Origin of the sequence: Vibrio sp. St2 (genome assembly GCF_947311885.1) — a bacterium.
Lineage (GTDB): Bacteria > Pseudomonadota > Gammaproteobacteria > Enterobacterales > Vibrionaceae > Vibrio > Vibrio coralliilyticus.
The window spans coordinates 12,998-30,145 of record NZ_CAMZNA010000002.1; the positions used below are offsets into that span (position 1 = coordinate 12,998).

A 17,148-nucleotide genomic window follows, 5' to 3' on the forward strand; every position below is an offset into this window, starting at 1 on the left:
TACTGAGTGTTGCTTGCTTCTTTTCGATTCTTAACTTGCGCTAACATGGTAAGGATGCAGCGAGTACTGCCATGATCACGGCTAACAAGAAAGACAGCGAGAAACCAAACGCTAAAAGGTCGCCACTGTTAGCACTATGCGAATAGGTCTGCATTTATAGTATTTGCTTTTAGTGGCGGCAATAAAAAAGCACCCTTCTTGGGTGCCTTAGAAAAAGGTTTAAATTATTAATTGTCGTATCCGTAGAACTCACGGAGAGAATCAATCTTTTCTGCGCAGTTTTTCCACGCTTCATACCATATTGGGTCTCTTGCGACCGCTTCACCATAAGTTTCTGGAGCGGTTGAGTATGGCTGCTCACATTTGGTCAGATAGGCCGAAGGAGGTAAAACTTTACGCTCTTTGTATTCAGTAACAAACTCAGTTGTAGTACACCCGCTCACTACTACCAGGGATAAGAACATTAGCGCACTCTTCATGAACCAACTCCTTTTCTATCTTTATTACTTCTTTAACAATAATTTCTCGCCGGTCGGACTCAGAAGAGTCGATCTCATCAGCTGCAGTTTGTGCTTGGGTGATTTCTTGTTTCTGCTGCTCGATTGTTTTTCCTAACGATTCGTTTATCAACACCGCAGTATCAAGCTCAGACTGTAGTTCAGCCTTATCAGCTCGTAGCTTACGAATCGTGTCTTGAAGGCTGCCGATGTAAAGGCCACCAATCCCAAGTACAGCTATTAGAAAGCCAATTCCTAGCTTATTCATAACTTACCCTACCAACCGTTTAGACACGTATCCATTTCCATCAAACGGCGTTTTGCTACCCCTGAACATTGACTATCAGGGTCACGACAATCTTTTCCGTTAACATAGACCCAACGTTGCAGTTCTAAGCACGCTTTTTCATGTTTTCCTTGGTTAAACAGCTTAAGCATGGTTGAACGTTTGAAGTTACCAGCGCCAAGGTTAAACACGAAGCTGACAAGCACATCGAACTGAGCTTGTGTAATTTCAGCATTTAGATGTTTGTTGACGGTAGATTCTGCCAACTGAACGTCAGCAATGAAGTTTCGCGCAATCTGCTCGTTGTTCACGGTATCACCACGTTTAACGTTTGATGTGTGCCCTAGCCCAAGCGTCCAAACATTAGCACTGCATTGGTAAGCCTCAGTCCTGCACCCTTCAAGGTTTGCAATATGTTCTAGGCCACGTTGGCTTGTAGCTAGATCGGATGAAGTATTAAACACAATAGCTAGGATAGCGCCGACTGAACAAATAACTTTAGTCGATAAGTTTTTCATAAGCAGCTGCCTTGTGAGGGTTAGCTTTGAATTGCTCGTACGTCTTTTTCTTGTAATGACGGTTAGTGAAATACGTCAATATGACGAAAAACAAGCCGATAGCACTCATCCAGTCTTGGAATGTGAGTGCCCCAAGCCCTGCAAAGGTACCGGCACTGAAGTATGAGACGAAAGAACTGATTTTCTCTTGCATATAGCACCCACAAAAAAGCGCCTCACTTTAAAAATGTAAGGCGCTAAGTCTTGTTTGATTCCCTAAAACGAGAAAACCCCGCCAAGTGGGCGAGGTATTCTAATTTAAAAATATTGCCACATACTATATGTAATGTCAAACGACACTCAGATGTGTATAATTGCATAAATTCTAAGTACATTTCTTGGTTATCGGCTATGCTAAAAAATATATCTGGCTCAAATTACAAAGCGTTTGAAAGCTTCGACATTTCCATTTCACCAATTACAGTTTTACTCGGCTCTAATAGTTCAGGTAAAAGTTCAATTATTAACTTGTTACTCATGCTCTCTCAAACATTTGACTCCGATAAGGAATTAGATAGTCCTTTGCGTCTTAATGGTAAAAAGGTTGATTTAGGTGAGGCTATTAACATTCAACACAATAGAAATGCTAAATTGCCACTTGAACTTTGTTTGAATTTTGACAAAACAAGACAAATTGGTTATCTAGATCAGCTTATATCTAGAACTGTCTTCTCAATGATCGAGATTTTAGTCTATCATAGACCTGCTAGTTTTCTTACAGAGCAGTGTAATATCAGTTATGACAGCGAATTATTTACAGTATTAACTACTCTTCGGCCCTCGCATAGAATAAATAGAAAGTCATTAAAAATTATAAGAGATAACATCGAAACCATAAACAAAGCTCTGATTAAATTTACAGAAACCCTTGATTTATACGGCGACGCAGACAACGAAAGATATAGTAAAAAATCCATAGAAAACTACATTAGCTTCAACGAAAACATACTATTTCTTGAAAGCTCAGACATATCAATTCGTGAAGTTAAATATGAAATATTAAACGAAACAATAAATGAATCTTCAAATAAAGATGAAATAAAACATTTTATATCCAAAGCCACGCTTAAAAACAGAAATTCAAAAAATGTATTAGAAATAGATTTTAAATCAATGGAAATAAAATCCGATTTAATATCAAGCGATTATTTGGATAAAGATTTAAAAAATATATTTAAAGTTTTATCATCAACAACTTTAAACTTGTTAGACATAGAAGAAGATTATCTAAGATATATGCCTGCGAGAATGGAAACAACCAAGGCAAACTCTATTGTATCACTTATACTCAGGTTGTTTAATCAAACGGTCAATGAGAGTTTTAATGATAACGAAATTCTACACGTAACTCCACTAAGAGCTCAGCCCAAAAGATATTATTTACTCGAGAACTCTATAGACCACAAACATTTAAATACCTCAGATGGTACTAGTCTCGCGGAAATATTAAAGAAAAACCCTAAAATAGTAATAAAGCTAAACGCCTTATTAGAAGACTTCGATATGAAAATAAAAGTCGATAAAACTAATGAGATAATACACCAAATTCGGGTTATTCAGAATGGGTTGGAACTTGACATTACAGACGTTGGGTTTGGCATATCTCAGGTTTTACCGATACTTGTTCAAGCATTAAAAGATGATGACAAATCAATAATTATCATCGAGCAACCAGAGATACACCTACATCCTAAAATGCAGACTTGGCTGACAGACTGCTTACTGAAAATAGCTTTAGATGATGGAAAAAAATTCATTATTGAGACACATAGTGAGTTAATCATAAAACGAATTCAATTGCGAATGCTTGATGATAATTTCAATGTGACAAGAAATCACGTCAATATATTAAATTTTGAACGACAAACTAATAGTCTACATACAAGTACTGTAATAAAAAGTGTACCTGTGAATGAACTTTGTGAAATTGAATGGCCAAAAGGTTTTTTCGAAGATAAACTTAGCGATGCAATAAAAATTAGAAAGTTAAGACTAGCACTATTAGAAGGTGGTGAGAATGAATTAGAGTCATCACCAGAAAACAGTTCTGAGGTCTAAATAAATGTTACATTCAATTTTAATAACACCAGAATTTGTTAATGAAGTTTCGGATTATAAGCCCCGTACACAACGTAGTAAGGCATGGTCAAAGGTTTTAAATGAACTGACAGAAAACCCTACAAGGGAAATTATCCTAGACAAAAATGGAAAGTTAGAAATAGAGCTTTTAAGCATTGCAGAGAAATATTCTGAAAATGCTAAAGAAAAAACACTTGAGCTTTTAGAACATATAGAAGTTGGTGACATTATAGCCAATAAAACAGACTACTCAGTAGATCCTAAATCAGATCTAGATCTCATTGAATTATGTAAAAAATGTTTGAGCACAAATCAAAAGTCAATATTAGGTTCTAAGAGCAGTAATTTCAAAAAACACTCCCAAGAACTCTCTAATCATAGTATATATATTTTAAACAGTGACACTATAAAAGTGGCATTTAACTCTCCTAATAAAATTCTATCATATAATTACTCATGTTTCTGCGATGATTTAATCGAAGCTTGTAAATACTTGTGCAATACGAAATATAGTAAACGTACAGAAGACGAATATAATGACTACATTCGTGATTTGCTAGAATTTCGAGGTTATACGGTCACTGATCAGAACAGAGCTGGAAACTCTCCAGGCTCACGATATAAGACAAAAATAAATGTGGGTGAGAGAGACTTAGTGGTCAAACAAGGTGTTAATGATAAAACACTAATAGAGGCATTGAGGTTAAATTCACTGACTAAAGGGACTATAAGTAGTCACTATAGTAAATTAATCAATGACTATAACCCGTTAGGCCTCAAAGACACATTCTTAGTCTCTTACTATCTGGGTCGCAGTTCTTTTTCTACTTTTAGTAAAAACTACGAAGATTATATAACCCAACTCGATAAGTCTGATATCCAGACAACTCGGACGATAAAGATTGGTGACACTGTAAAAGTAACTACAAGTATCGATGACATTTCAAGGCTGCATATATTTAAACAGAAACTAGAAGTAGATTCTATCGTTCACGGTTGTGTACATATTCTTCTCGACTTATCAGTTTAACATAAGCCCCCTTTCGGGGGCTTTTGGTTTTCACAAGCGAAAGTGTAGAAATTTACCAGGTAATAACTTCAGTCCATGTATAACACCAGAAACAACCTGACTGCGCTACTCTTCCAAGCTAAACCTTCGTGTTACGCCTCAACCTCTAATACTTTTGCCATACTTTCTTCCTTGTCTACCCTGCCCTGTAAAGCTAACGCAGCGGCGTTACGCTTACCAGTTAACCAAGTGACTAACTTACGTAAAACCTGCTCATAGCGCTTGAAGCGTGAGAACGTGACAGGCAACTTTTGGCAGAAGAACGCAAAACGGGTTTCTTGTGTCCAACCTATACGGCCGTCATTGCAACATGGGCAGGTTCTTCTTGCTCGGTTCTTTGCTATGTACTTACCGCTGCCATTACACTCTGGGCAGACTTGGCCAAACTGCTGCGTTGCTTCTGCAATTGCGGTGATCACTAAGGCCTCTAAAGCCTTGTCTGGATATGGGCCGCGCCACACTTCCATCAAGTTATTCGCTTCAACCAATGTGGCTTGGCACAAAGACTTGTAAGCTGGTTTATCTGCTAAACACTCAACGAACAAGATCATGAAGCCAACTGGCGATTCCTTCCAGGTAATCCCGACTGCCGCTAGTTGCTCATCTAACGACAGTAACGCCTTACCACCCATTGATGGCTCGTAGTTAATCCCTCTAACGTTGAACTTTGCGAGTAACTTTTCTATTCGCATTATGCTCTTCTCCCTAATTCGGCGATTCGTGAAAAGATTGAACCTTGTTTGAATTGAGATGGTGTTGGGCGTTTCAAATCTTTCAGCTGTTGTTCCTGCGACTTATCTGCAATTCTCACCAAATTGCGAGGTGGTAACTTGCCTTGTTTGTCTTTCTCGCGATATTTGAGTAATGCTTTTCGGTGCTTGGCTCTGGCATCTCGATCATTAAGCTGACGACGACAAGAAAAGCCCACCTCTTGATTCGCCCAATATTCAATATCCCCTTTGGTTTTCTGGCGAATCATTCGGTCAAATGCTTCATCAAAATCGATCTCATACTCATCACCAAGAGCGACAAATTCAGGAAGGCTTGGTGGCCAAGCATCGCCACGCAACAGCGCTTTGCTAACCGCAATCCGAATCTCACTTATCGACATAGTGGAAATCCCTTGAGTCCAAGTCGATGGTAGGCTCTGGTACGGCCACTTGCTGCCGAACGCTTCCATGAACTTTGCCTGGATCCACTCTGGAATTGGCAGTTGAATCACTGTGCCCTGCAATTGGTGTGGCAGTGTGTCCGTAGCGTTGAAGCAGCTCTTGGTTGTGCTGCTCAATTCGGTTTGGCGAAGTGCTTGTGTGAGTACTTCTTGGCTGAGTTGCTTCATGGTCGTCATTCCATCGTTCTTGATTCAAATAGGTCGTTAGGTGAAGTTTGTCGAATCCAAATTGCCGTCTACGAATTCGTTCGTTGATATCAGCAACGAGCGAATTGACAAATTCTTCTGGCGATTCCGTTAGCCCCTTCAAAATAGCTTTGAATTTGCTCAGAGCTTGCTTCTTACCCTTCTTGGTTGGGTAAGCTTTCCAAAGCTGTTCAAACAGAATTTCAGAGTCGCAAGGCACAATGTTCTTTTGGATCTTGGTACTCTGATCATTGGTATACTTATATGCGGGAGAAAAATCCCTACCTAGGGGGGATTTTTCTCCCGACCTAGTAGGGATAATTTTCCCTACCTCAGGTGAACCATTCCCCTCGTCTAACTCTTTCTCGTTCCACTTTTTCCCCTTTTCAGTTATTCGTACCATAGGGTGATTTTGATATGTGATACGCTCGATAAGGCCCAACTTTTCAAGTGCAGCCAAGTGACGTTTAACCGTATCTGGTTTGTCAGTCAAAATAGGCAGTTCACTGATGATTTTGTCTTTGCCAGACCACCAGTAAGGTTTGCCCTCAATCACTTCACATTTGGCCCAACTGGGTAACTCATACAGGTAGCTAAATAGAATGGATTGCTGAACATTCAGCCCCCATTCCAACGCTTTGACCTGATTGATATAAAGTGAAAACCTCATAACAAAGATACCGCCTTATCATTGGCTTCCAACGCCTTTTCTTTCATCACTGTTAATAGCTCGGCAGCTTTAGTTCGAGACACGATAAAACGACATGATCCGTTATTGGCTACCCACACGAGGCAGCCGTGGTAGTTTTGTAAGCTAAGACTCATTGCACAAAGTTCTCTTAGATAGGTTAAAAATTGCATCTGGGTGGTCAGCCCTTTTGCGCCATTAATGTTTCGATGTAATGCAGCAGTGGTTCGTGCGAACCTGCACTTTCTTGTAGCTCTCGGTAAGCATCGCGAAGTTGGTCATGCGTCGCGTGTTCACTGAGTAGAAGTACAGAACGGAAGGCCTCGGACGACTCTTTGCTAAAGTCAGCCAGCAGCTGATCGCGGTTAGCGTTTTTATTGCAAGCGCCAATGGCAGCCACAGAAAAGCCAAGCGGGTTCAAAAACTGGTTAAGCGCCGCAGTTGCCCTCGCCTTTGGCATTGCTGCAATTACCGCAGGAAGCAAGTCCATAATGTTGGCTTTTGCTTCAATACTCGTACGGCTTACATAACGAAATAGGTTTTGCGTGTTGTTTGGGTTGTTGTGCGCAGACGGCACTTTCAAAATAGGCTCTGGCTGGCAGTCTTCCTCTTCGAAGATCTTCATTTTGTGGTAATTGCGAGCAATGAACTCTGCAATTTGCTCTTTGGTTGCATCACTACGCCACGCCACAACAGCGTTATGCATGACACTTTTTAAGCTTGGTTGCATCTTTTTCCCTTACTGGTTATTTATACAGATCGCCAACAATCAGTTAGTTTTAGTCTGTTGAGTTAATATTTTCGTGGTCAGACAATAGTTCGAATACACTTACCGTTCCTCCGGTAGCTTCTGAGATTGCTTGAATGTGTTTCGCGGGAGCTCTGTATTCTCTATTTATCCAATTCCATACATGAGATTGGGATGTGCCAAGAATACGGGCTAAAGCCGTTTGCCCTCCCGCAGCTTCTGCGGCTTTTTTAATTGCGGTCATACCTACACCATTTAACACCAAGAGTTGTTATTGGATAACACTTTTTGGTATTTGTCAAATAACACGTTTTGTTGTGATAATGCTGTAATCAGACTAAAGAACAACTACATGAAGAGTTGGATATGAGCTTAGCGGAAAGAGTAAAGGAACGTAGACATCAATTAGGGCTTTCTCAGGCAGTGCTAGCCGAAATGATTGGTGTTGCACAGCAGTCAGTTCATAAAATAGAAACGGGTGTTACAACCAAGCCTCGATCAATTCTTTCACTTGCTAAAGCTCTACAGTGCGATCCGACTTGGCTACTGTCCGGAACTGGTGCCGCGAATCCTAATCAAGAGAAAACAGGGGTCGACTACATAGCACCACTTTTAAAAAGAGTTCCAATTATAAGTAGTGTTCAAGCAGGCCATTGGGGCATCGTCGATATTACGCCTTTAGATGAGTTTACAGAGTGGCAATACACACCTGTTAATGTCAGAGACGATGCCTTCGCAATGAGAGTTACTGGTAACTCAATGACTAACCCTCACGGCTCCCCTTCAATTCCCGCCGGCTCAATTGTTATAGTCGAACCTTGTAGTAGTCCAGACAATGGAAAGATTGTTGTGGCAACACTTAATGATGCACCAGAAGCAACTATCAAAAAGCTTGAAATTGATGGTCCACATAAATTTTTAGTACCACTAAACCCTAGCTATCAACCAATCCCTATCAACGGAAACTGTCGTATTGTCGGCTATGTAAAACAAGTAATTATGGATTTGTAGCTAGTAACTGAGCCCCCAATTGATACCGAACCGCCTAATGAAGGCGGTTTTTTGTTTTTAACAACTAAAGGTATTGACGAGAAACACCTTAAGATATAACTTAATAACAACTTTAGGTATTAAGGTGATTTTATGAAGCAATTAAATGTAGAAGTTATTGGCAAGGCAATAGAGGGTTCGAAAGCGATACGTTTGCATCATTCTAGCTTTAAGCATTTGTTAGCAAAAATGCCAAAAGAAGACCCGTGCTACGACGAACTTACTCAATTAATGAAATTGAGTCAGCAATGTGAAAACTTGGAGATACAAGTAAAACCTGAAGATGCAGAACTCATTAACCGTTTTAACGCTCTGTCTGACCAACTGAGCTACAAGTTAGCGGCTATGAATGCAATCTGAGAACTTTGTGTAATGAAACTTTCTAAGAAACAGAAAAGAGAAAACCCCTATCGGTGACCAAACCAATAAGGGCTTCTTTGTGCAATGAGAACTTAGATAACCAAGCCTCGAACTCAGTATATACAGGGCTGACCACCCAATCAAGTAGTAAGGCTGAGTGCGAGGTTTCACCCCACTGAAACCAAAGGAATTTTGTGCAATGAGTACACTACTATGCCGTAACTCCCAAGAGGAGTTTATCTACAAAAACATTTCTCAAATCTTATCTGGCGAAGGCTATGAACAGTCTGAAGTTCGCCGCGCCTCTGACTTTGCTATCGAAACTTATCGAACCACTGCTTCATTTGGTGGCCGCGGGGGCAAATGCTTTGATTACTGCTTGTCTCGTGCAAGGCAGTTGCTGTCTCCCGTAAAGAAGAAAGCATCTACTCGTAAACGTAAATCTGCTTAATCTAAACGATCTTCAATGCCTAGGGTGATTACGAGCAATCACCCTCTACTAACGAGGTATTAGTAACATGCGCACCCAAAACCCTAAATTGGCAAAAATATCCATCGTAACGTTGAAGCAAGCTGCAGATCTTATTGGGTTAAGTACCAAAACACTGCGCGAAAAAGCCAATGAAGGCATTTACCCGTCTACGGTTATGAGCAAGATCAACGGAACATGGATGGTAGATACAGAGGAATGGAACCGATGGCATCGAGCCAAAATGTAAAGCTCCCGACTGGTGTAGAGATTCATGGTAAATCATTACGGCTCAACTTTACTTATCAAGGTAAACGCCGCCGTGAGTCTCTTGGCCTTGCGCCAACTAAGCAAAATATGAAGTTTGCCGCACAAAAGCGTGAAGCGATTCAGTACGAAATTAAGATTGGTATCTTTCGTTATGCTGCTCATTTCCCTGACTCGCCTCATGCAACGGGTAAACCTCAAGCTGGCACCTTTGGTGAAATGATCGATAAGTATCTTCAGCTCAAGCAAGCCGATCTAAGATCATCGACCTTTAAAAAGTACGTCTCGCTGTTCGAGATTACCAAGAAGACCTATGGGGCTAATCGAAGCTGCAACACGCTAAGCCCAGAGACGGTTTCAGAGTTAAGAGCGGAGTTATCAAAAGGCCGAGGCGCAAGAACGCTTAACACTTACTTTCGCGCTATTAATTCGTTTTTCGCTTGGCTGCATAAGATGGAGTTTGTAGAGCGAAACTTCGCTGAGTTTTTGCCAGGAGTAAAAGCGCCAGAAAGAAACATCAATCCATTTACTATGGATGAGATAACCAAAGCACTTGAAGCGTGTATGCAAGAGCAGCACAAAAACATAATCACCCTACTCGCTTACACGGGGTTAAGAACGGGCGAGCTGTGCGGCTTAGCCTGGGAAGATGTGGATTTTGAGAATAAGGCGCTGACGATTCGTAGAGCAACATTTGAGGCTCGGGGCCTAAAGACACCAAAGACTGATCGTGAGCGCACAGTCGATTTAATGCCACCAGCATTAGAGGCCCTACAATCGCAAAAGAAGTTGAGTTGGTTCTACCCAAGAAATGAACATGAAGTGGAATTGGCCGACAAGACGATTCGCATAGACAACATTCGTTTCGTGTTTAACCCAAAAGCTACTGAGAACTTAAATGCAAAAACGCCGTATGACTATTTCAGCAAAACGGCGCCCAATAAGATGTGGAAGAACATTTGCGCCCGAGCAGGCATTCCTTACCGCAATGTTTACCAGCTGCGCCATACATACGCGTCATGGATGTTGAGCTATGCGAACGTAAACATCGCTTACCTAGCCCAACAAATGGGCCATAGTAACTTTTTGATGATCGCTAATGTCTACGGCAAGTGGATGAAGAACACGAATATGTCTGAGAGTGAAAAAGCCTGGGAGGCGTTGAAAGGTGTGAGTTCTGGTGGGTAAAGAAAAGCCTCGCGAGTACGAGGCAGTCCTAATTACTCTTAGTAACCAGCGAAGCGAGCAAAATGGTTGCAGTGATTTACCAGTCTATCAAGAAAAGCATTTACACTAGTTGGAGCACTTAGGTTGCTATAGCTTCCCTCTGTAGCGTTATCTTTTGAAACAGCTATAACTGACGCAGCATCATAAACTTGTTTATACATTAGCTTACGGCACAAAATTTCATATCGTTCGAGATAAGATACGCCAGTAGCTCGTGGGTATTTTCCATTGATAGGTTGGTAGTTCGTACCTCTATGATTTTCGTCAGCTAAGAAACCAGGCATCACTGGGAAGTTATCCATACTAATTCGTGTAGAGCTCCTCGTAGTTTCTGAATCTTCAACTAGGATAAGATACCCCATAAATGGACGTACGCCGGGTAAAAATGCATTTTCGTTTATAGCGATACTCAGGTCTAAGCCACTACCTAGGACTTCTTCTGTCCTATTATTAAAGTTATTACCGATAGAGCCTACTTGAGACTTTAATTCTATAGCAGCAACTAAATGTCCACGCCAAGTAACAACAATGTCCCAAGACTTATGGGGCCGAAAATATCCAGGCAATTGAGATGAGTTTACTCCTGTATGTATCTGATATTCTCTCAAGTCTGAAGCTTCTATCTCTTTGACAACCAAAGCTAAAAAACCATCTAAGGTTTTTCCACCTCTTACACCACTGCCCCCCTTTCTTTGATACCAAAAGGACTGCACCGCATATCTTACTAACTCTAGTTCTTCCATTTCTTAACCTAACAACTGACTTTCTTGCTTATTTAATTTGTATAGTTTGGATGTTGCTAAGATTGCTTTACCAACATCCCCATTTATCGCAGCCTCCGAAAGAGCACTTGCAATATCAGACCCAACATCTTCCCACCTTGGTAAACGAATTCGTCTTAGATGCTGTGCCTGAAACCTTAAGTTACCTCCAGCTACTTTTGTTGAATAATTTTCAACGAAAATCTGCCCAATACCCGACATAAGAACACCTTGTAAAGCTCTTATATCCCAATCAGATGAACAGATATAGTAAATGGAATTATTCGGATGATACTGGCCTGAATCATATACTGTTGTTAATTTGGATTTGATATCAGGTATCAGTAGCTTTTCTTGTTCGGCACGTTCTGGGTATACCCTATCAATAGTCTTAAACCACTGATGAGGTGACTTTTTAGCAACGTGCCTCTTTTGCAAATCAGCTTGGTACTGAGTTAAGTAACCTTCGAGCATAGGGAAGTCTGTCAGCTCAATTAGACCATTTTCATCATAGGTATTAACGAGAAACTTTCCTGAGGGCACCAACGTCCCAGTACGAATATCAGTTGCTGTAACTAAAGGAATTTTACGACTAGGCTCTAACGCAACATCAGCACCAACGATATAAACCTTATTGTTTCCCGTTGCAGCTCCTATATAAACTTTGCAACCTACATCTTCCATTGTGGGAAAGTCATTCTCTAACCTTTTGATTAGGTTCAACTCATCTGCACAGCCAAATAGCCAAGGCTTGTCATTATCAATGATGTCTTTTCTTACAGTTAAAGTTTGTGAGCAACCTTCCTGCCCAATAAGCATTGAATAGACTGAATCTGCAAGCTTGGAGTCTATCTTAGGGTTATGCAGTATTTTCGTTGAGCTATGCTTTTGTCTCGATATTTGGGTAATTGCTGGATAGGTCAAAACATCTGATTGAAATGCAGATTGGCCATAAAGGTCGACATAGAGATCGAGCTGATACCCACCAGAGATAAACGCTCTTAATGACGAACCATAACTATTCTTCGTCCATCGGTCAGTACAAATAAAAGACAACACCCCTTTTGCCTTCAGAAGCTGTAAACACTTCTGATAAAAAGCAATATAGATATCTGCACGTTCTTTCATTGTGTCGTAGCGAGAGCGATACGCAGAAAGTAAAGTAGTTGGAATATTCTCAATCCTGACGTATGGCGGGTTACCAATTGCATGAGTGAAATACGTAGAAAAATCGGTTAACAAGAAGTCAGCGTGATGAAACCAGGTTTCAACAATGGACTCTACCTCCTCATTGTTCAGGACTTGCAGTAAAACTTCACTCGTTTTCTGCTTGGCAATTTCAATATTTTCGGATGATATATCGAAAGCCTGAACAAGGCCTTTGATGAAATCTAAAGGTACCTGTTTATGTTGGTCTGTTATGTTCGTTGCTAAAAGTTTAGCGATGGCAATAACAAATTCACCTTGTCCACATGATGGTTCAAGAATTCTCGCACTTTTCGATTCAATCGCATCGGCAACACCGGAGGTTTTAAGTATGAAGCTTACAATCTCAGGATTGGTAAAAACTTCACCTTTTTCTTGCTCGGAGTTTCCCCATTCTAACGCGTCTAAATGATCATCAATCTCTGGAAAAGCTAATTGCATTTTTTGGGCTTTACTATAAAAATTGAATCAAGTTTACCAGATCTTAAGATTCTTATCCCTCCCTAAATGACATTCATCAAAGAAATCAATATAACTTTAAGCCTTTGTTTTAATTGATTTACTAACAATCAGACTAACGCTAGAATAGAATATTGTTCGAAATGAGTACAAAAAAATGTCAGACCTTATAAAGCAATTTCGTGAAGCACAGTCAGGGTTAGTAACTCAGCAATCAGACTTTTCCTTATCCGCTGTCGTGGACATGATCGAACACAACTCTATTGATATTGACCCACACTACCAGCGTAGAGATCGTTGGAAAACTGAAAAGCAATCTGCATTGATTGAATCATTTCTAATGAATGTCCCAGTCCCTCCTATCTATTTTTCTGAAGATGACTACGGGTCATATAGCGTTATCGATGGCAAGCAAAGACTAACAGCGATCAAAGAGTTTCTAGTGGGAAACTTTGCGTTAAAAAATCTAGAACGATTTCCGGAGCTAAACGGGTATTACTTTAATGATCTACCGGCTCCAATACAAAATGCACTGAGTGTACGTCCCTACATTCGAGTCATTACACTCCTGCAGCAGTCAGACCCCGGTCTTAAATACGAAGTATTCCTAAGGTTAAACACTGGCGGAGAGAAGTTGCGTCAGCAAGAGATTCGAAATGTAGCTTATGATGGCTCACTTAATGCTTTGCTATACCGACTTTCAAATTCGGACTTCTTAAAGCAACAGCTCAAAATAAAATCTGAATCGTCCACAGCATACAGAAACATGGATGATCTAGAGATGGTACTGAGATTTTTCGCAATTTCAGACAATTGGGAACATTTTGGACACAAACTTGCTAAAGGCTTGGATATATATATGTCTAATAATCGCTTAGCTGAGACTGGACCTCTAGAGGATAAGTTCAACATGGCGCTAGCAGCTTGTGAGGACATTTGGGGGGAAAGAGCTTTTCAAAAGCCACTAGAAAACGGTTGGCGGGAACAGTTTATAGCTCCACTATATGACGCTCAAATGACTGCGATTTCGGAGCTGACTACCGAAGAGATTGAGAATCTAAAATCAAATAAGGAAGAATTGATAAGTTCGTTTCGACAATTGTTTCTGGATGATAAAGAATTCGCTAAGTCAGTAAACCAAGCGACGAGTGACTCATCAGCAATCAATACTCGCGTATCAAAGCTACTTACTTTGCTCAGAGAGGTTGCAAATGGCTAGTGCTCGAGCAAGCTTTTTGGAACGTATAAACAGCGTAAGAAGTTCTTTAGAAAGCGAGTCTGTACAAACCAAAGCCGCAACTAATGCTAATAGAGAGCATAACTCTATAGCTCGAATCTTACGTAACGGACTTACCGTCGTTGGATTTGTTACACTCGAAGACTTCATAAAACAAAGAACTTCTGAAGTACTAGCCCAGGTCGGTACAAAAGGCATTCCTTTCACTCAGTTACCAGAAAAACTACAAAGTGCTTCGACTCACGGAGCACTGAAAGCTTTATCTTTTCAGCTAAAAATTAGAAGTGATCAACAAGAAAAGCTTTCCTATATCCAAGATCATGCCTCCAAAATTGCTTCTACAACTTCAAGTGCATACGAACTAAGTGAACATACGTTTGGTTACGATCAGTCAAATGTAACGCATGAGACAATCCTACAAACTCTTTTAGCGTTCAACGTTGATAAACCTTGGGATCAGATAACGTCTATTTCCTCTCGTTTAGGTCTACTTGGTTTACCAGCGAAGTCGACATATATTGGTGCAGCTACCCGTCGTCATAGAGCCGCCCATGTTGCGAGCGCAGACATTCCTAAAGCTGATCTGGAGCAGTTTATTAAAGAAGCATTCGCTATCGCTATATCTTATGACCTTCTAATCTCTAAAGCTCTATACAACATTGCTGCTTTCGATGTCCTCTACCTTAGAGGCGATAGTAAGATTTCTAGCGCTGGAATTGATTGGAGAGTTATTAAGAAAGTAAACAACGACTGGAAAGAGTACAGAACTTATAAAATGGAAGGCAGAGCATTCAGGTCTAACCGTGACAAAGAAATTTTAGTACAAGATGCGAAACAAAGGGCTATCAGAGAAAATCACCCAATCATCATTTTAAATGAAGATAATACGATTCAAGAGTGGAGTGTTAACTAATACGCCCCATAGCTGCCCCATACTTTTGCTACCATTCTATAACTGTTTGTTTTAATGGATAGTTTATTGCATTATCAACATCCGCTGGACATGATGTACATGGAAGAAGAACAAATGAACTGGGCCATGATTGGTATGTCTGCAGATGACAAACCACTTGATTGCAACGGCGTTGAACTGAAAAAAGGTGACAACGTAACGGTAATCAAAGACCTGCCAGTACGCGGGACCAACCAAGTCATCAAGCAAGGTACCGTTATCCGCGGTATCAGCATTGGCGATGATCCAAAGCTTGTTTCTGGTAAGGCGAATGGCGGTCAATCGATGTACGTTATCGCTGAGTACTGCCGTAAGAAGTAGTTTTAAGTTGATGATTTTGCTAAGGGCGCTATTCAGCGCCCTTTTTAATGCGCTTCAATTTCACACCAAAGTTTCTAATTAAAGTCTAATTCATAATGATTAACTGTTAATCAACCAATATGAAGCCATACACTTATGCCTCAGCTGTTTAAGATTCAGCATTTCTCACGTCTAGAGATAACATAAAGTTGGCTATGAAAAGTATAAAACTCTTGCTCATATTGGTGAGTCTCTTCTCTTCGCACGTTGCTTTCAGTAACGAGTTCTATTCAGAAAAACATCATGGCAATGTTCAGTTCTACTCTTTGGGAGATTTTGAGCTAGAAAGTGACCAGGTTTTGCGTGATGCACAACTTGCGTACACAACGCACGGTCGTCTCAATAGAGATAAAGACAACGCGATACTTGTCACGACCTGGTACGGCGCAACGAATAAGGTAATGGATGATGTTTACATCGGGCCGAACAAGGCGTTAAACCCAGATAAATACTTTATCGTTGTGGTCAATCAATTGGGTAACGGCTTATCGACATCACCTAACAACTCCAAAACACAGCCTGACGATACATTTCCCAAATTAAGCATTAGCGATGACGTGTCGGCACAGCATCAGCTATTGTCTGACAAATTTGGCATCAAACAACTCGCTTTAGTCGTGGGTGGCTCAATGGGAGCACAACAAGTTTGGGAATGGGCGGTTCGTTACCCAGACATGGTTCAGAGAGCGGCTCCAATAGCGGGCACAGCAACCAACTCTGCAATGGCTTCACTCATTTCTGAAATACTAGAAGATGCGATCATCTCTGATCCTGCGTTCAGCGAGGGTGAATATGATGACTATAGAAATGTGAATGATGGTTTGAGTAGACATGCTGATTTATGGTCAGTGTTTGGATTTAGCGAAGCCTTCTATGACCAGCAGCTATACAAAAAGTTAGGCTTTCAGAGCGTAGACAGCTTTCTCGATGGCGCTACAAGACGCTCATTCACATCGATGGAGCCTAACGTTCTCCTTTCTATGATTGATAAATGGCAGAGTCATGACGTAACACTCCCGGGAAAATCTCTCGAACAGACACTCCATGGTATCCGCGCCCTCACTTACGTTATTTCAATCGACACTGACGGCGTTTTCCCACCAGAAGAGCTGAAGAAACTTCAGACAATAACACCGAACAGTACCTATAAAGAACTTAAAACACCTTATGGGCATTTTGCGCTTGCCGGTTTGGACATTCACTTTGTTGAGCAAGTTGATGAGAACCTAAGTGAGCTTTTGAATTTGCCAGCCCCAAAATAACGCTGAAACATGGGTGAAGCAAATCTCGCAGGGTGATGCATTAGTCTGCGAACGTCGCATAGCATAGGTGCGACATCTATCCGCCTTACGGATAAACCAACATTTAATCTCTACTCTCTCGTAGATCGGTTAGCCCCAACTTCGGTTGGGGCCTTTTTTTATCGGCATTCAAATACTTATAGCTTGTTAACTCGGCCCTTTTGGAGAATTAGATACTGTATTTATGCATCTGTGCTTATATACTATTTTGCAACTCA

The 17,148-nt window shown here is 40.8% G+C and carries 21 protein-coding genes and 1 pseudogene; 11 read left to right on the forward strand and 11 right to left on the reverse strand.

The genetic code is table 11. The annotated features are described in order from the left end of the window. Positions 1 to 227: 227 nt before the first annotated feature. Genes QMA41_RS06640 through QMA41_RS06655 form a run of 4 tightly spaced genes read right to left on the reverse strand, consistent with a single transcriptional unit; the run spans position 228 to position 1,494 of the window. Positions 228 to 479: a hypothetical protein gene (locus QMA41_RS06640; RefSeq protein ID WP_281629191.1), complete on the reverse strand. Its 252-nt coding sequence runs from the start codon at positions 477 to 479 to the stop codon at positions 228 to 230. Continuing rightward, on the reverse strand, positions 421 to 765 hold the full coding sequence (locus QMA41_RS06645; protein ID WP_281629192.1) for a hypothetical protein: 345 nt from the start codon (positions 763 to 765) through the stop codon (positions 421 to 423). Before QMA41_RS06645 ends, QMA41_RS06640 begins: the two co-directional genes overlap by 59 nt. 8 nt (positions 766 to 773) lie before the next feature. Further along, entirely contained in the window at positions 774 to 1,301 is a 528-nt protein-coding gene (locus tag QMA41_RS06650; protein ID WP_281629193.1) for a lysozyme, read from the reverse strand. Beyond that, positions 1,282 to 1,494, reverse strand: a complete 213-nt coding sequence (locus QMA41_RS06655; protein ID WP_281629194.1) for an HP1 family phage holin — start codon at positions 1,492 to 1,494, stop codon at positions 1,282 to 1,284. Before QMA41_RS06655 ends, QMA41_RS06650 begins: the two co-directional genes overlap by 20 nt. A gap of 50 nt (positions 1,495 to 1,544) precedes the next feature. On the opposite strand from QMA41_RS06655, the gene QMA41_RS06660 reads away from it, so the two are divergent. Together QMA41_RS06660 and QMA41_RS06665 are read left to right on the forward strand one after the other, a co-directional pair. After that, positions 1,545 to 3,398, forward strand: a complete 1,854-nt coding sequence (locus tag QMA41_RS06660) for an AAA family ATPase (RefSeq protein WP_281629195.1) — start codon at positions 1,545 to 1,547, stop codon at positions 3,396 to 3,398. A 4-nt stretch (positions 3,399 to 3,402) separates the two neighbouring features. Beyond that, positions 3,403 to 4,449, forward strand: coding sequence for a hypothetical protein (locus QMA41_RS06665; protein WP_281629196.1), 1,047 nt, complete (start codon positions 3,403 to 3,405; stop codon positions 4,447 to 4,449). Between the two features lie 131 nt (positions 4,450 to 4,580). Here the strand turns inward: QMA41_RS06665 and QMA41_RS06670 are convergent, their stop codons facing one another. From QMA41_RS06670 to QMA41_RS06690, 5 genes are all read right to left on the reverse strand, one after another. After that, positions 4,581 to 5,180, reverse strand: coding sequence for a hypothetical protein (locus QMA41_RS06670; protein WP_281629197.1), 600 nt, complete (start codon positions 5,178 to 5,180; stop codon positions 4,581 to 4,583). Continuing rightward, positions 5,180 to 5,599 carry a hypothetical protein gene (locus QMA41_RS06675; RefSeq protein ID WP_171354813.1) on the reverse strand — a complete coding sequence of 140 codons (420 nt, stop codon included), beginning with the start codon at positions 5,597 to 5,599 and terminating at the stop codon, positions 5,180 to 5,182. The genes QMA41_RS06670 and QMA41_RS06675 overlap by 1 nt, the downstream gene beginning before the upstream one ends. Continuing rightward, positions 5,586 to 6,515 (reverse strand): helix-turn-helix domain-containing protein, encoded by a 930-nt coding sequence (locus QMA41_RS06680; protein WP_281629198.1) that lies wholly within the window; start codon positions 6,513 to 6,515, stop codon positions 5,586 to 5,588. Before QMA41_RS06680 ends, QMA41_RS06675 begins: the two co-directional genes overlap by 14 nt. A gap of 199 nt (positions 6,516 to 6,714) precedes the next feature. Continuing rightward, complete coding sequence (locus QMA41_RS06685) at positions 6,715 to 7,263, reverse strand: toxin YdaT family protein (RefSeq protein WP_043010290.1); 549 nt, start codon at positions 7,261 to 7,263, stop codon at positions 6,715 to 6,717. Between the two features lie 49 nt (positions 7,264 to 7,312). Then, complete coding sequence (locus tag QMA41_RS06690; protein ID WP_281629199.1) at positions 7,313 to 7,525, reverse strand: YdaS family helix-turn-helix protein; 213 nt, start codon at positions 7,523 to 7,525, stop codon at positions 7,313 to 7,315. Between the two features lie 122 nt (positions 7,526 to 7,647). Between QMA41_RS06690 and QMA41_RS06695 the strand changes: the two genes are divergently transcribed. The 5 genes from QMA41_RS06695 to QMA41_RS06715 all read left to right on the forward strand — a co-directional run bounded on the left by QMA41_RS06695 (position 7,648) and on the right by QMA41_RS06715 (position 10,615). Beyond that, a complete protein-coding gene (locus tag QMA41_RS06695; RefSeq protein WP_281629200.1) occupies positions 7,648 to 8,292 on the forward strand; it encodes a LexA family transcriptional regulator in 645 nt (214 codons plus the stop codon). A 132-nt stretch (positions 8,293 to 8,424) separates the two neighbouring features. After that, positions 8,425 to 8,691, forward strand: coding sequence for a hypothetical protein (locus QMA41_RS06700; RefSeq protein ID WP_281629201.1), 267 nt, complete (start codon positions 8,425 to 8,427; stop codon positions 8,689 to 8,691). 199 nt (positions 8,692 to 8,890) lie between these two features. Further along, on the forward strand, positions 8,891 to 9,142 hold the full coding sequence (locus tag QMA41_RS06705; protein ID WP_171354818.1) for a hypothetical protein: 252 nt from the start codon (positions 8,891 to 8,893) through the stop codon (positions 9,140 to 9,142). Positions 9,143 to 9,209: 67 nt separating this feature from the next. Further along, positions 9,210 to 9,410 carry a hypothetical protein gene (locus QMA41_RS06710; RefSeq protein ID WP_043010286.1) on the forward strand — a complete coding sequence of 67 codons (201 nt, stop codon included), beginning with the start codon at positions 9,210 to 9,212 and terminating at the stop codon, positions 9,408 to 9,410. Beyond that, positions 9,389 to 10,615, forward strand: a complete 1,227-nt coding sequence (locus QMA41_RS06715) for a site-specific integrase (RefSeq protein WP_281629202.1) — start codon at positions 9,389 to 9,391, stop codon at positions 10,613 to 10,615. Before QMA41_RS06710 ends, QMA41_RS06715 begins: the two co-directional genes overlap by 22 nt. A 38-nt stretch (positions 10,616 to 10,653) precedes the next feature. Here QMA41_RS06715 and QMA41_RS06720 read toward each other — a convergent pair whose 3' ends face one another. Then, positions 10,654 to 11,397 carry a PaeR7I family type II restriction endonuclease gene (locus tag QMA41_RS06720; protein WP_281629203.1) on the reverse strand — a complete coding sequence of 248 codons (744 nt, stop codon included), beginning with the start codon at positions 11,395 to 11,397 and terminating at the stop codon, positions 10,654 to 10,656. 3 nt (positions 11,398 to 11,400) lie between these two features. Next, entirely contained in the window at positions 11,401 to 13,062 is a 1,662-nt protein-coding gene (locus QMA41_RS06725; protein WP_281629204.1) for a TaqI-like C-terminal specificity domain-containing protein, read from the reverse strand. Between the two features lie 175 nt (positions 13,063 to 13,237). On the opposite strand from QMA41_RS06725, the gene QMA41_RS06730 reads away from it, so the two are divergent. The 4 genes and pseudogenes from QMA41_RS06730 to QMA41_RS06745 all read left to right on the forward strand — a co-directional run bounded on the left by QMA41_RS06730 (position 13,238) and on the right by QMA41_RS06745 (position 16,891). Further along, entirely contained in the window at positions 13,238 to 14,299 is a 1,062-nt protein-coding gene (locus tag QMA41_RS06730) for a DUF262 domain-containing protein (protein WP_281629205.1), read from the forward strand. Further along, complete coding sequence (locus tag QMA41_RS06735; RefSeq protein ID WP_281629206.1) at positions 14,292 to 15,230, forward strand: HEPN domain-containing protein; 939 nt, start codon at positions 14,292 to 14,294, stop codon at positions 15,228 to 15,230. Before QMA41_RS06730 ends, QMA41_RS06735 begins: the two co-directional genes overlap by 8 nt. Before the next feature lie 84 nt (positions 15,231 to 15,314). Further along, a pseudogene (locus tag QMA41_RS06740) lies at positions 15,315 to 15,590 on the forward strand (alkylphosphonate utilization protein); the annotation flags it as partial. 194 nt (positions 15,591 to 15,784) lie between these two features. Then, positions 15,785 to 16,891 carry an alpha/beta fold hydrolase gene (locus QMA41_RS06745; RefSeq protein WP_281629207.1) on the forward strand — a complete coding sequence of 369 codons (1,107 nt, stop codon included), beginning with the start codon at positions 15,785 to 15,787 and terminating at the stop codon, positions 16,889 to 16,891. Positions 16,892 to 17,148 lie beyond the last annotated feature (257 nt).